Origin of the sequence: Scandinavium hiltneri (assembly GCF_024764835.1) — a bacterium.
Taxonomy (GTDB): Bacteria; Pseudomonadota; Gammaproteobacteria; order Enterobacterales; family Enterobacteriaceae; genus Scandinavium; species Scandinavium hiltneri.
Genome location: NZ_JALIGE010000076.1, coordinates 1117771 through 1132600 on the forward strand (window position 1 = coordinate 1117771; position 14830 = coordinate 1132600).

Here is a 14830-nt window from a genome sequence, read left to right on the forward strand (position 1 = left end):
AAAAGCAGGGAACATAGTTCCCTGCTTTGATTTATTACCAGGTGTATTTCACGCCGACGTTTGCTGCCCAATTCTGGTCAACGTCGCCGCCGCCCAGATAGTTAGCATCGGTATACGCGCTGAACTTCTTGGTAAAGTTGAACTGCGCACCAGCACCTACACGTACCGCAGAGCCTTTAACGCCGTTATCGATATTGTCACCGTTAACGTTCGCATCATTGCCAGCATCGTCATAGACATAGGCGAGTTTGAAGTACGGTGTCAGGGCCTGATCTTCGCTATAAGTGAAGGTGTAGCCAGTATCAATACCCAGTTCGTAACGCATACTGTCATAAGATTGGCCATCCATGCGCATATCATTGCTCAGACGATAATCATCACCCGACTGGAACAGGCCTGAAATCGCACCATATGGCGTCACATAACCCGCGGTGTCATATTTCCAGTCATAGCCGAGTTTCAGACCGAAGCCCCATGCGTCATTGGTGGTGTCGCCATCAACGTACTGACCATCGCTCATGTTCGCGCTGAGGTCATTGCTGAAGCGGCTGTAGCTCATGTTCGCATCAAAGAACACGTCATTGGACCAACGCGCAGAAGAATAGATGTAGGCAGACTGGCTATCCTGATCAACCTGACCCGATTTGTCGCTCATATCGCCTTTCGCGAAACTCGCTGCTGCACCCACGGTCCAGTTAGCATAGTTACCGTCGATCTTAGTATCCAGACCTACCATGATGCCATTAACGTCCTGATCGTAACTGATCACGCCGTTGTCACCATCAAAGTTACCACCGAAGTAGCTTACCCAAACGCCGCCGTCATCAACCAGACCATGACGTGCGCTGCTCAGGCGAGTTTCGAGGGTATCCTGTTGCAGATTCCAGATGTTGGTGTTGGCAGACGGAATGCTTAGCGCCATGTTGGCGTAGTCAGTCAACTCACGCTGTTCGAGAACAACAGTATCGCCAGTCTGTTTAGCTTCATAGGTGTAAGCACCTAAATCTGCTTTGTTTGCTGAGGTGAAGGTTGCTGAGGTTTCTTCGTTGTCGTCATAAACACGAATCAGCTCATTACCTTCATAGTCTTTCTCAGAACCCGCGCCGGTCGCATTGTCGATACGGACTTTGTAGTTACCCGCAACATCACCGTTCACAGCCAGATGGCCATCGGAGTTCATTGCGACTACGCCGTAGCCGTAGTTGGTCTGATTACGATCGTTAGTGTGACCGTTAATCATGTCCCCGTTCAGCACGAAGTCACGGCTGTCGATATTGAAAGTACCGCCATTAGTCAGTTGCAGATCGGCAGCATTCAGCTGGCCCAGACCCAGATTGAACTGTGCATTGCCATCAACATTGACGTTATTTGCGTACAGTTCAGCAGTTTCTTCCGTCAGAGTCAGGGTGCTGTAGCTGTTCAGGTTAACGCTGTCCGCAGCAACATAACCGCCGTCGCCAATCTGCATATCAGAAGCATTGTTCAGCGTGATGCTGTCAGAAATCAGCTGAGAACTTTCAACGTTGACCTGAGAACCGTTATTCACGGTCAGGGTATCGATCAGGGACGATTTACGGGTATCCCACTCTGAACCGTGATCCAGAGTGACGTTGAACAGACCACTTTGATACACCTGGTTGCCAACAACATGACCCGCTTCATCGAATGCGGAATCATTGTTTTCAGAACCATAGGTAGAGTATGGCCACAGGCTGTTCGAATTGATGTCATACAGCGTTGCGGTAGCATCAGTGCCTGCAGCTATAGCGTCATTAACACCGTCACCATCAGTATCAACCTGGTGTACAGACATTGCCGCGCCGACCCATTTGCTGCCGTTATCCAGCGTCAGATTCAGGCTATCGGTACCATCCCAGCCATTGGTATCGTTTTGGGAATCGGTATCACGATAAGAATCAGCACCGCCCGGGAAGAAGTTCTCATCAAAATTGCTGGAGAACACAACATCACCGGTCAGGGTTGAGTTGCTGAACGTGGCGGTGGTCTGCATGCCGTTATCGGCCAAAGGATTCGCAATCACTGCCAGCGCAACGTCATTCGCCGTCACTTCATTAGCGTAATCGCTGGCATTATCAGAACGCCCAAACCAGCCTTCAGTTCCTTCATCGCTCAACGAGCCTGACGTCACGACGGAATCTTTAACAACGATAGTGTTGTTAAACACTTCACCACTGTTCACACCGGTAGTGACGGTATTATTGTCGACATCTTCCCATTCATAACCTTGAGACAGAGTAATACCTGCCACATGAGAGTTATTCTGAATAGTCAGATCAACTTCCTGATCAAGGGTAATTGCGGTGCCCATATCAAACACGTTAACAACGTGGGAGTCAGGAGTGCCATCGGTATGAGTCCCGTTATAAGTATAGTGCTCATAATTATCATCGATCGTTGAGTTATCAACGGTCAACGCCAGGCGATCATAGATATATCCAGTCGCTGTACGATTATCACAGTCGGTCGTCATACATTGGGAAGTAATCATACCGTGAATAGTACTGTTTTTAATATTCAGCGTATTTTGATTACTGTCTGCAGAGAGGCCATCATCCAGGTAGTACGTTGAAATCACACCGTTAACGACGGCATTATTAATAACAGGATAGATGTCTCCGCCATACACGCTGGAGGTTTCGTAATTATTCCAGCCTACATAGCCGTCATAGTAGACGCCATCGTCACCGGCTGTGTCGTTGTGGTGAACAAAAGTTTCATAGGTTGTGTTAGAGATATCGGTACCTGCATTTGCCTGAGATGCGATCGCTAGTGCGCAGGCTACGGCTAATTGTGATACGACGAGTTTATTTTTCCACGAGTGCATTCGTCATCCCTCCCAGGGACGTAATAATGTTGGTCCATCAAGACATATTAATTCTGCGAGGGAATTATGCTTTCCACTAAAAGGAAAGTTCAATTAATCTCTGCAAAAAGTTTGAAAGTGGACAACACGCACCCGTAAAAATAAAAAAACCAAAGGAGACATTAGTCACATTATTAAAAATAGCGCCCCTTTGCATGAATAGTCAGAGCTGATCTATAGAAATATTTTATTAATTTCTTTATCAAACAATGATGACTCATTTGTAATATATATAATTAGTCCTCTACACACGCTAATTAGCTAAATACATAACCACCACTTTAGTGAAACACGCCATCCATAAATCAGGTAAACTTCCCAGAATGTTCCATTAACATCAGGCCTATCATGACAGATTTGATCACTCGCCCTCGCCGCCTGCGCAAATCCGCTGCGCTTCGCGCCATGTTTGAAGAGACATCACTGACCCTTAACGATCTGGTGCTGCCTATCTTTGTTGAAGAAGAGATTGACGATTATAAGGCCATCGAAGCGATGCCCGGCGTCATGCGTATCCCGGAAAAGCACCTTGCCCGTGAGATTGAACGCATTGCCAACGCCGGTATCCGCTCCGTGATGACCTTTGGGATCTCTCACCACACCGATGCCACCGGCAGCGATGCGTGGAAAGAAGATGGCCTGGTGGCGCGCATGTCGCGCATTTGCAAACAGACCGTGCCGGAAATGATTGTGATGTCAGACACCTGTTTCTGCGAATACACCTCACACGGCCACTGTGGCGTGCTGTGCGATCACGGTGTCGATAACGACCAGACGCTGTTGAATCTCGGTAAGCAGGCTGTGGTTGCTGCCGCCGCTGGTGCTGATTTCATTGCCCCGTCTGCGGCAATGGACGGTCAGGTGCAGGCCATTCGTCAGGCGCTGGACGCCGCCGGATTCACCGATACTGCGATAATGTCTTATTCCACCAAGTTCGCCTCGTCGTTCTACGGCCCGTTCCGTGAAGCTGCCGGAACCGCGCTGAAAGGTGACCGTAAGACCTACCAGATGAATCCGCTGAACCGCCGTGAAGCGATTCGCGAATCGCTGCTCGATGAAGCCCAGGGTGCAGATTGCCTGATGGTGAAACCTGCCGGTGCCTATCTGGATATAATCCGTGATATCCGCGAGCGCACAGAGCTGCCAATCGGCGCCTATCAGGTCAGCGGCGAATACGCGATGATCAAGTTTGCCGCTAAGGCGGGTGCAATTGATGAAGAAAAAGTGGTCCTCGAAAGCCTTGGCGCAATCAAACGCGCAGGCGCAAACCTGATTTTCAGCTACTTCGCCCTCGATTTAGCCGAGAAAAAAATCCTGCGTTAATGCTTGTACCGTCGTATCGACGGATACCCTCTCCCCGCGGGAGAGGGTAAAAAGCGAAGTCCCGATTTCACGCATATTCAGAAAGTAAGCCCATCAGCCTGCCCGATAAAACGGCTTATCCCCCAGGATGGTCGCGCGGTGCATAATACGCCGCTGCGGCAGATAATCGGCATTGGCGTAATGCTGCGTCACCCGATTGTCCCACATCGCCACATCCCCTTCTTTCCAGCGCCAGCGCACCTGAAATTCCGGCCTGGTGATGTGAGCAAACAGGAATCCCAGCAGCGCTTCGCTCTCTTTCTCGCTGACGTCCACAATACGCGTGGTAAAACCTTCATTCACGAACAGCGCCTGCTTGCCGGTCACCGGATGCGTGCGCACTACCGGGTGTAACAGCGGCGGATTTTTTGCTACCGCGCTCAGCCAGCGCTGATGCTCGTCTTCTGTTTTAAGATGCTTCCACTCCGGGAACGATTTACGGAAATCATGCTCCGCCTGTAGGCCATTCAGCAGCATTTTAAGCGGGGCAGACAGCGCCTCATAAGCCGCAACTCCGCTAGTCCACAGAGTATCGCCCCCGGTTTCAGGAATATGTTTCGCCGCCAGAATAGCCCCGGCAGGCGGCGTCTCAATGAACGTCACGTCGGTGTGCCAATTATCATTATCTGGCGGATTATCATTATGCGTATCGAGGACGATAATCTCCTCCACACCCTCGGCGTGCGGATAAACCGGGTGAATGTGCAGATCGCCAAAACGCTGCGCCAGGCTGCGCTGCTGCTGCGGCGTGACCGGCTGCTCGCGCAGAAAAATAACCTGATGACGCAGTAACGCGTGGTACAGCTGTTCAAACTGGTTATCGCTCAGAGGACGGGTCAAATCCAGCCCGGAAAGCTGCGCGCCAATGTACGGCCCTAATGGGCGAATGCTCAGACGTTCACTCATGCAATTTCTCCATGCCACGGCGTCAGGCGGCGTTGTAGCGCCCGCAGGCCCAGCTCTAAAACGAAAGCAATAACGGCAATCACCGCGATCCCGGCCAGCACCACATCGGTGGCCAGAAATTCCCCGGCGGACTGCACCATAAACCCTAAACCTCGCGTGGCGGCGATGAGTTCAGCCGCCACCAGCGTCGACCAGCCCACGCCGAGCCCAATGCGTAAACCAGTCAGGATCTCCGGCAGCGCGCCGGGCAAAATCACAAACCACAAAATCTGCGCCCGGCTGGCACCCAGCGACTGTGCTGCTCTCACCCGCACCTGCTGCGCACTTTTCACGCCCGCCATCGCCGACATCGCCACCGGGGCGAAAATCGCCAGATAAATAAGCAGAATCTTTGACGTCTCGCCGATGCCAAACCAGATAACCATCAACGGCAAATAAGCCAGCGGTGGGATCGGGCGATACAGCTCAATCAGCGGGTCGAGAATGCCGCGCACCGTTGGACTCAGGCCCATCGCAATGCCGACCGGAATACCGATAATCGCCGCTGCGAGCAGTGCAATCAGAATGCGCGTCAGGCTCGCCGACAGATGCTGCCACAATGTGGCATCCATAAAGCCCTGCGGCCCGGCGACAGAAATCAGTTTTTGCAGCACCTGCCCCGGCGGGGGCAGAAACAGCGGAGCGATCAGCTGTAACGCCGTCACCGCCCACCACAGCGCCAGCAAAATCGCCAGCGTCGACAGGCTCAATGTCAGCTGACGCGATAGCGGCCAGGGCCAGTTCAGCGCCAGGCGGCGCGGTTTATCGTTCGCCACAATGCTCATGAGAAAGCCTCCCGATGTTCAAACACACGGCCCAGCACGTATTCGCGCCGTTCGATAAACTCCGGACTGGATTTAATGCTGCGGCAGGTTTCCCCGGCGACAAACCGGCGGGCGAAATCGAGCGACAGTCGTTCCGTCACCCTGCCCGGCCCGGCCGACAGCAGCACCAAATCCGTCGCCATAAACACCGCTTCTTCAATGTCATGGGTAATCAGCAGCACCTGCTTGCCGGTTTCATGCCACAGACGCAGCAGCAAGGTCTGCATCTGCTCGCGGGTAAACGCATCCAGCGCCCCGAACGGCTCATCAAGCAGCAGCAACTGCGGGTCAGCCGCCAGCGCCCGGGCGATGCCCACTCGCTGGCGCTGGCCGCCGGAAAGCTGCCAGATAAACCGTTTTTCTGCGCCTTCCAGACCTACTTTTTTCAGCAACTGGCGGGCAATTTCATGCCGTGCCGGTTTGTTCATGCCAGTCAGCTGCAGGCCGAGCGCCACGTTATCCTGCACGTTTCGCCACGGCAACAACCCTTCGTTCTGGAACACCACGCCACGCTCGGCCCCCGGTCCGTTGACCGGCACGCCGTTCAGGGTGATGCTGCCAGACTGATACGGCAGAAAACCGGCCACCAGATTCAGCAGCGTGGTTTTGCCACAACCTGACGGGCCGAGCACCACCAGCAGTTCACCGCGATCGACGCTCAGTGAAATGTCATCGAGAACCGGTTTTCCGCCGTAGTTCGCACTGAGATGGGAGAGTTGCAGCATGATGACCTCCGCTATTTCACAAATTTGTCGGTCACGTACTGACTGTAATCCGCCGCAACGGCGGGCACTTTGCCCTGCGCCTTCAGAAACTGTGCAGTGTCGACAATCGCTTTGTTTACCGGGCCGTTAAGCTGCTGTGCCTGCTGAGGAGCCGTCAGATAGGTATTGCCTTTCACCAGCCCCGGCACGTCCGCTTCCGGAACGCCGCTCAGCTTCGCCAGCTTATTGAGGTTGTCTGGCTGTTTGAGCCAGCCGTCGGGGTTATCGATATATTGCTTCTGGGCCGCAATAGCGCTGCGGGCAAAGGCTTTCACTACATCAGGATGCTGCTCGGCGAAATCTTTACGCACCACCCACACATCCAGCGTCGGTGAGCCCCACTGGCCTATCTGGGAAGAGTCCGTCAGCACCGTGCCGTCCTTTTCCAGCGCGTTAACCGCAGGCGCCCAAACATAAGCCCCATCAATATCCCCACGCTGCCAGGCGGCGACAATGGCCGGTGGCTGCAGGTTCACAATCTGTACCTGGTTTGGTTTGATGCCCCAGTGTTTCAGCGCAGCCAGCAGACTGTAGTGGGTGGTTGAGATAAACGGCACGGCGATGCGTTTGCCGATCAAGTCTTGCGGTTTGCTGATGTCTTTTTTCACCACCAGCGCTTCAGAATTCCCGAGCTGTGAGGCGAGAAGAAACACTTCAATCGGTACCTGTTGACTGGCGGCAACCGCCAGCGGGCTGGAACCGATATTGCCAATCTGCACATCTCCCGAGGCCAGGGCGCGAACCACGCTCGCTCCGCTGTCGAATTTCCGCCAGTCGACAGTCGCCCCGCTCTCTTTTGCAAAAGTGTCGTCCGCTTGCGCAACTTTGGCAGGTTCAGCGGATGTCTGATACGCGACGGTGACATTCACCGCCTGCGCCTGGAAAGTGAGGAAGGCCAATGCGGCCAATAATGAAAGATGCGATGCGCGTGCCATGGTGTCTGCTCCCCTTGTTGTCATGGGCGCAGTATTTCCGGCAGCGGGGATTTGATAAAGGAATTAAAAATTCTGGCTAATGCCAATCTGTTTTTAGAAAAAAACTGGCAAAGCTTAGACAAAAAATACGCCTCAGTGCACCAGGGTCAGTTTCCCACGACGGCGTGAAAGCTGCGGATGCGGAGTGGATATCAGAAAAAGAAACGGTCGCCAGGCCATGATGTTCTCCTGCGGGGCTTTCTTTCAGCATGTCCTGGCATCGCCTGACGCACCGTCAACCAAAAGCCTGAATGCGTTACGAATATTCACCCTTTCGCCTCAGTGTCGCTTGAATGTCCCTGCCTGCTCTTTATCCGTAGATTACGTCGAGCAAGATGGGCGCACTGTAGATGGCGTCATGACGCTTACTAACACCTGCCTCCCGACAGGCGTTTTTACTCTCTCTTGACTCTAATTTATTTTTACACGAGAAAATCACCCATTTTTATATTTCACGGAACAACAATCGCCACGACCAAATAATTTATTTTTGAACTACCCGTGATTTGTACAACTGAATTTTTTGTGGTCTTCTGTACTCTGAAGGATATTTCCCCTCTCTGCCATCCCTTATTCGGTTATTTTGCTGGAGTTTTTATCATGACCCTGGACTATGTTGCCCTGGCAATACTGGCTGCGGTAATTCTCATTCTGTTTTACGGGATTATCGTTATCCATGATATCCCTTATGAAATTGCGAAAGAACGTAATCATCCCCACCAGGATGCCATCCATTACGCTGGCTGGGTGAGTCTGTTTACACTCCACGTGCTGTGGCCGTTTCTGTGGATCTGGGCCACGCTCTGGCGTGAAGACCGGGGCTGGGGTATGCATAAAATCAGCGAAGAACAACATGACATGCAGGCTCAGATGACCCATTTGACGCTTCAGGTGGACAGGTTAACGAGCGAACTTAACGCGATTAAAAACGCCGTTCCTGACAGTGCCGCCGTTGTTGTGACAAAGGAGGATAAATAATGGAAACGTTATTACTGCTTACCTATGCGGCCCTGTGCGTCGTTATTTTTAAAGTTTTCCATATTCCGCTGAATAAGTGGACCGTGCCTACGGCCGTACTCGGCGGTATTATTTTCATTACCCTCATCATCCTGGTCATGAATTACAACTTCCCGTTCAGCGACGTCGGTAAACAAGCCTTCCAGACCGTTCCTATCGTGACGCAAAATCGCAGCAGAGTCATTGATGTGCCGGTAAAAGCGAACGTCATGCTGAAGAAAGGCGACATCCTTTTCCGCACGGACCCAACGCTGTTCCAGGCAAAAGTGGACGATCTGCGTGCGCAGATCAAAGAGGCCAGCCAGAACGCGCTTTCCCTCGATGCCGGGCTGAGCCAGGCTCAGGCCGATCTCGCAAAAGCCATTGCCGATCGCGACAAAGCACAGCGCGAGTACGCTCGATATAACGAGGGTCATGCCAAAGGTGCGTTCTCCGATCAGATGGTCGATACCCGCCGCCAGACATTCAAAGCGACAGAAGCGGCTGTGACCGTCGCTCAGGCACAAGTTGAAGAAGCAAAAAACAATCTCAACTCCGTGGTAAACGGCCAGAACACCAAAGTCGCCTCGCTGTTAGCCCAGTTACGTCAAGCCGAATTTAAGCTGGAGAATACCGTGGTACGTGCACCTGCTGCGGGCTATGTCAGTACCGTCGGTCTGCGTGAAGGAACTATGTCCACCGCACTCGGCCTCGCGCCAGTGATGACCTTCGTGCCAGTAGATGCCGATGCACAGAAGACCTACGTGGCCGCCTTCCGCCAGAACTCGGTTCAGCGCCTGCAATCGGGTTATAAAGCAGAGCTGATGTTCCCGTCAATTCCTGGCACCGTCTTCACGGGCGAAGTGGTTGAAGTGTTGCCCGCCATTGGTGAAAGCCAGTTCCAGGGCCAGGGCCGACTGCTGACCACCGCCGATTTGGCTAATCAGGGTCGCATCATGGTGAAAGTCAAAGCGACCGATCCGCGACTGGATGACTACAAACTGCCGATGGGTACCCAGGTTGAAGTCGCGGTCTATTCCGATCACTTCAAAGAGCTGTCACTGATTCGTAAGATTTTGATCCGCATGAGCAGTTGGGAAAACTACGTCTTCCTCGATCATTAATGCCCTCCGTCTCCCGCTCCTGGCGGGAGACGTTTTTGCCGCTTATTTTCAGCTAAGTTAAGTATTTTTTCTTCTTTGCCAGGTCCCCCCGCTGTATGGGAGCGTAAATGCACACCATAAAAACAGGGACACCAAGAAAATCATGGCAAAAACATTACACACACTAAAAAAAACCACCGTCGCGCTGGCCCTATTGGCCACCACCATCGGTGCCGCACAGGCAGATCAACTGGCGGATATCAAAGCGGCCGGCGTCATCAAAATCGCCACCTTCGATGCTAACCCACCGTTCGGTTCCGTTGATGCGCAGACCCATGACCTGGTCGGCTACGACGTGGATTTCGCGAATGCGCTGGCCAAAGCGCTGGGCGTGAAATTGGAGCTGGTCGCCACCAACCCGGCAAACCGCATCCCGCTGCTGCAGTCTGGTAAAGCGGATTTGATTGTCGCCGATATCACCATCACCCCTGAGCGCGCTCAGGTGATTGATTTCTCCACGCCGTATTTCGTCACCGGGCAGCAATTCTTGGTCCCGAGCAAAGCGGGGGATAAACTCGACGATTACCAACGCGCACGTATTGGGGCAGTCAAAGGAACGACCGGTGAGCAGTCGCTTCATCAGCGCTTCCCGCAGTCGCGGGTCCTTTCCTATGATGATATTCCGCTGGCGCTGACCGCGCTGCGCAACGGCAACGTGCAGGCCATTACCCAGGACAGCACCATTCTGGCGGGTCTGCTGGCTGAAGCGCCGGACAAAGCTAAATTCAAAATCCTGCCTGATTTATTGAGCAAAGAAGAAATTGGCGTCGGGGTGAAGAAAGGTGAACCGACGTTGCTGAAAGCGGTGAATGATGAACTGGCGAAACTGGAGCAGTCTGGTGAAGCCACCACTATCTATAACCGCTGGTTTGGCCCACAGACCAAAACCCCACAGCCGCGCAATTTCACTATCGCTGCCAATCGCTAATATGTTGTCAGGACTTTTCTCTCGCTCCGCGGCTCAGGCTGCGGAGCCCTATCGTCTGCTACAGGCCAGCGTGGAATTTCGCAACGCAGGGAAATCCTGGGGCTCAAACCAGGTCCTGCGCGCGATAAATTTCACTATTGCTCCGGGTGAAGTGGTCGCCATCCTTGGCCCTTCAGGCTCAGGGAAATCGACGCTGATTCGCCTGATTAACCAACTGGAAACCCTGAGTGAAGGCGACATTCTGATTGATAACCGCCCTACTCGCCAACTGCGCGGCGCAGCCCTGCGTCAGTTGCGCAGCCGGATAGGTTTTGTCTTTCAACAATTTAACCTTTACGCGCACCTCAGCGCACTACAGAACATCACCCTGGCGCTGAAAACGGTACATCGGCTCAGTGAGGCTGACGCCACTGCACGCGCCCGCGCATTGCTCGCCAGAGTCGGACTCGCTGAGAAAGCGGATCATTATCCCTCACAGCTCTCAGGTGGCCAGCAGCAGCGCGTCGCCATCGCCCGGGCACTGGCCTCCGATCCGCAAATTATCCTCTTTGATGAACCCACCTCAGCCCTCGATCCCGAAACCATTGGCGAAGTGCTGCAGGTGATGAAACAGCTGGCTCACAGTGGGATCACCATGGTGGTCGTCACCCACGAGATGCAATTTGCCCGTGAAATTGCCGATCGAGTGGTGTTTATCGATGGGGGTGAAATCCTTGAGATTGCGACGCCGCAGACCTTCTTCACCCGCCCCGAGCATGAACGGGCGCGGCGATTCCTCAATAAGGTTCTGGACCCTCTGTATACGGAAGACACGCATCATGCTGACTTTTGACTGGCAGGGAGTGCTCAGTAGTCAGCCACTGCAATGGATACTCTCCGGCTATCTGACCACGCTCTGGGTAAGCGCCATCGGCATGCTCCTCGCAGGGCTGCTGACGGGGCTGTTTCTGCTCCTGCGTCTTGCAGGCGGTCGTATCGGTCGTGGACTGGTAGCCACCTGGGTATCACTTTTTCGCAATACTCCCCTGCTGGTGCAACTGCTGTTCTGGTACTTCGCCGCGTGGAATCTGCTGCCACAGGGCCTGCGCGATGACATTAACGCCCCTCATAGCGGGTCAGTGCTGCCCGGTGATGTCTGGTGGCTAAGTCCAGAGTTCCTCTGTTCCGCCTGGGGGCTGGCGGCGTTTACCTCGGCATTTTTGATAGAAGAGATCACCGCCGGAATGCGGGCGGTCTCGCCGGGACAGGTGGAAGCGGCGCTGTCTCAGGGCTTCAGCCACCAGGCGCTGCTGCGCCATATTCTGCTGCCACAGGGATTAACCTACGCCTGGCAGCCCGTAGTGGGCCAGTTGCTCAACTTAATGAAGCTTTCTTCTCTGGCAAGCGGCATTGGTTTTGCTGAACTGACCTACCAGGTGCGACAAATCGAAAGTTATAACGCCCACGCACTGGAAGCGTTTGCGGTGGGGACAGTGCTCTATCTGTTGACCGGTATGGTCCTGGGATTACTGCTGACTCGCCTGCCTGTGGCAAGACGAATACCCGCACGTCAGGCCAGGACGTCGACACAAGGTGAACCTCAGCATGAACGCTAATCTGGCGGTGATTACCGATAATCTTGACTATTTATTGTGGGGACGACTGGCGCAAGGAGAGCCGGGCGGTGTGGTCCTGACCCTGCTGATGGCACTGGGTGCTGCTGCCCTGGCCATTCCAGGCGGTGTATTGCTTGCCTGTGCCGCCTGGCGCTATCGCGGTGTAGTGCGCCGTCTGCTGTTCCTGTGGGCGGAGATCATTCGCGGCATTCCGCTGATCTTTGTGATTTTTTGGTTGTGGTATTTGCTGCCGATGATGACGGGGGGATCGTTGCCCGGGGCGGTTACGGTGACGCTGGCATTGGCTTGGTTTACCAGCGCCGCGGTAATGCATTCGGTGTTGGCAGGCCTGCAAGCCTTGCCTTCCGGTCAGTATGAAGCGGCACAAACGCAGGGGTTTAGCGAGAGTCAGGCATTGTGGTTCATCCTGCTGCCGCAGGCGCTGCGCAATGTGATGCCCTCTCTGCTTGGCATCCTGATTGCCCTGCTGAAGGACACCTCACTGGCGTTTATCGTCAACGTCCCGGAACTGACCACGGTAGCCGGACAGGTCAATAACCGGGTGCAGATTTACCCGATGGCGCTGTTCATTTTCATCGCGGTCATCTACTACCTGCTGTGCAGTAGTTTAGGCCTGTTAGCACGCCGTTTTCAGCGTCAGGCCGTCTGATCTGGCAAGCCGCATATCCGGTCGCGCCCGCTGTTTTTTGCTTCATACAGCGCGGCGTCTGCCACAGCCAGCACTTCGGTTAACTCCCGCTGCCAGCCTGAGGCCACGCCAAAACTAACCGTTATCGAGAAAGGTTCCCCTTTCGGCCCTTCGAAGCGCAGTTGACGAATTTCGTTCTGAATACGGGTGGTGTAGCCGGTCACGTCTTCATGGCCCGGTGTGCGGAAGACCACCGCAAACTCCTCACCGCCCAGACGCCCGATAACATCCCCTGGTCGACTGTATTTCTTCAGCGTGGTTGCCAGCGCTACCAGCACTTTGTCGCCGGTGGGGTGTCCCCAAGTGTCGTTGATCGACTTGAAGTGATCGACATCCATCATAATGAGCCACGCCGGATGCTCATACGTGGCTTGCGCCATCAGATTTCCCGCCAATTCATCGAACGCCCGGCGGTTAAACAGGTGGGTCAGCGGGTCCTCCTCCGACTGGCGCTGCAAGCGTTTACTCAGGATGGTCTGTTCACGTAGTTGAGCGCCCAGCGTGCCGAGAGAGGAAAACAGCGCCTGTACCTCTTCGGCGGTGCTTTCATCCATCAGCGTTTCCTGATGCTTCCCGGCGATTATCCCGCTCGCTATCTGGTTGAGGCGTAAAATCGGCTGAAGCACCCGGGAGCGAATATAGAAAATCAGTCCTGCCGTCAGCGCGCAGAGCATGATCAGGATAATGACAATCAGCACCAGATGCAGCAGTGCCTGGTGTTCAGCGTGGACGTAGAGCTTATTCACCCCGGTCAGATAGGTGTTCAGCAGCTGATCAAACGCATTCAGGCTTTCGTGATAGCGCACCGCAAAATTTTCGGAATCCACGCTATAAGGCTGATTTGTCACGCTTTCCGACCTGAGCTTATTCAGCAACGCCACACCCTGCGATTCAAATTGCTGACGCACATTATCCAGGCGCTGCGGAAAACCAGGCAAATAGTGGGCTTCTTCGCCCTGGGTGCGCAACAGCCACCACAGCACGTCGATACGCTCCATGCCCCGGCTCAACGCTTCCATATTGCTGAGCGGAATCGGCGTATGGGTGGCGAGCGGGATCAGCACTTGCGAGCCTAATCGCCCGGTCGCATCACGTAATTCCCCCAGTGCCTGCGCACGTAAAATCGGGCCTAGCGCTTTGGGCTCAAGCAGCAGAAACGATGACGTATGCTGGAACAGCGCGGAGTGATAAAAGTCAGTCGCTTCGACCATGGCGCTGATCGAACGTTGCGCTTCCCGCGGGTCGCTTAGTTCCTGATTTCGATATGTATCGACGCTCACACGCGAATTATTGAGCTGTTCGATGGTCGCCATCAGCAGCGCCGGGGAAAGTAAGTTTTGTGGGATCCGCTCCAGATTGCGATCGGTTATCCGGCGGCTGTCATCAAGGGATTTCCAGGCCTGCGCTTTTCGCTCCATTGGGCTGAGGACCAGTTCATTGGCATAAGCGCGCTCGCTCGCCAGATCGTTGGAAACCTGCAATACATGGTAGAAATCATTGAACTGGATAACATCATTACGGGCGCTGTGCCATGCGTTCCAGGAACCGGACAGCAACCACCAGGACAAGATTGACGTCAGCACAATGCTGGCGATAGCCGAACCCCAGAGATAACGTAAAACGTTGGAAGGCGATGATGCTTTTTTGAGTCTTTTCATTGGGCAATCAGGCCATAAAATTCAGTAA

General features: G+C 53.9%; 13 protein-coding genes. 7 read left to right on the top strand and 6 right to left on the bottom strand.

Translation table 11 applies throughout. The features are described 5' to 3' along the window. Nucleotides 1-34: 34 nt before the first annotated feature. Nucleotides 35-2845, bottom strand: a complete 2811-nt coding sequence (locus tag MUU47_RS22710; protein WP_258990414.1) for an autotransporter YaiT-related protein — start codon at nucleotides 2843-2845, stop codon at nucleotides 35-37. A 387-nt stretch (nucleotides 2846-3232) separates the two neighbouring features. Here MUU47_RS22710 and hemB point away from each other — a divergent pair, with 387 nt between their 5' ends. Then, entirely contained in the window at nucleotides 3233-4207 is a 975-nt protein-coding gene (hemB, locus tag MUU47_RS22715) for a porphobilinogen synthase (protein WP_258990416.1), read from the top strand. A 93-nt stretch (nucleotides 4208-4300) separates the two neighbouring features. Here hemB and tauD read toward each other — a convergent pair whose 3' ends face one another. From tauD to tauA, 4 genes are read right to left on the bottom strand one after another with little or no spacing between them, the layout of a single operon-like run. Then, nucleotides 4301-5152 carry a taurine dioxygenase gene (gene tauD / locus MUU47_RS22720; protein WP_258990418.1) on the bottom strand — a complete coding sequence of 284 codons (852 nt, stop codon included), beginning with the start codon at nucleotides 5150-5152 and terminating at the stop codon, nucleotides 4301-4303. Then, nucleotides 5149-5976: a taurine ABC transporter permease TauC gene (gene tauC, locus MUU47_RS22725; protein ID WP_258990419.1), complete on the bottom strand. Its 828-nt coding sequence runs from the start codon at nucleotides 5974-5976 to the stop codon at nucleotides 5149-5151. Before tauC ends, tauD begins: the two co-directional genes overlap by 4 nt. After that, on the bottom strand, nucleotides 5973-6740 hold the full coding sequence (gene tauB / locus MUU47_RS22730; RefSeq protein ID WP_258990420.1) for a taurine ABC transporter ATP-binding subunit: 768 nt from the start codon (nucleotides 6738-6740) through the stop codon (nucleotides 5973-5975). Before tauB ends, tauC begins: the two co-directional genes overlap by 4 nt. An 11-nt stretch (nucleotides 6741-6751) precedes the next feature. Next, a complete protein-coding gene (tauA, locus tag MUU47_RS22735; RefSeq protein ID WP_258990421.1) occupies nucleotides 6752-7714 on the bottom strand; it encodes a taurine ABC transporter substrate-binding protein in 963 nt (320 codons plus the stop codon). 639 nt (nucleotides 7715-8353) lie between these two features. Here tauA and MUU47_RS22740 point away from each other — a divergent pair. The 6 genes from MUU47_RS22740 (at nucleotide 8354) to MUU47_RS22765 (ending at nucleotide 13105) form a co-directional block, all read left to right on the top strand. Next, nucleotides 8354-8731, top strand: coding sequence for a DUF3302 domain-containing protein (locus MUU47_RS22740; protein WP_258990422.1), 378 nt, complete (start codon nucleotides 8354-8356; stop codon nucleotides 8729-8731). Next, nucleotides 8731-9873 (top strand): HlyD family secretion protein, encoded by a 1143-nt coding sequence (locus MUU47_RS22745; protein ID WP_258990423.1) that lies wholly within the window; start codon nucleotides 8731-8733, stop codon nucleotides 9871-9873. The genes MUU47_RS22740 and MUU47_RS22745 overlap by 1 nt, the downstream gene beginning before the upstream one ends. A 142-nt stretch (nucleotides 9874-10015) precedes the next feature. Then, the gene (locus MUU47_RS22750; RefSeq protein WP_258990424.1) at nucleotides 10016-10840 is read left to right on the top strand and encodes an ABC transporter substrate-binding protein; all 825 of its coding nucleotides are present in this window, start codon (nucleotides 10016-10018) and stop codon (nucleotides 10838-10840) included. Between the two features lies 1 nt (nucleotide 10841). After that, nucleotides 10842-11672, top strand: coding sequence for an amino acid ABC transporter ATP-binding protein (locus MUU47_RS22755; protein WP_258990426.1), 831 nt, complete (start codon nucleotides 10842-10844; stop codon nucleotides 11670-11672). Beyond that, the gene (locus MUU47_RS22760; RefSeq protein WP_258990427.1) at nucleotides 11659-12435 is read left to right on the top strand and encodes an amino acid ABC transporter permease; all 777 of its coding nucleotides are present in this window, start codon (nucleotides 11659-11661) and stop codon (nucleotides 12433-12435) included. The genes MUU47_RS22755 and MUU47_RS22760 overlap by 14 nt, the downstream gene beginning before the upstream one ends. Further along, a complete protein-coding gene (locus MUU47_RS22765; RefSeq protein ID WP_258990428.1) occupies nucleotides 12425-13105 on the top strand; it encodes an amino acid ABC transporter permease in 681 nt (226 codons plus the stop codon). Before MUU47_RS22760 ends, MUU47_RS22765 begins: the two co-directional genes overlap by 11 nt. Here the strand turns inward: MUU47_RS22765 and MUU47_RS22770 are convergent. Next, the gene (locus MUU47_RS22770) at nucleotides 13093-14802 is read right to left on the bottom strand and encodes a GGDEF domain-containing protein (RefSeq protein WP_258990429.1); all 1710 of its coding nucleotides are present in this window, start codon (nucleotides 14800-14802) and stop codon (nucleotides 13093-13095) included. The two genes, MUU47_RS22765 and MUU47_RS22770, sit on opposite strands and share 13 nt — an antisense overlap. Nucleotides 14803-14830: the final 28 nt, after the last annotated feature.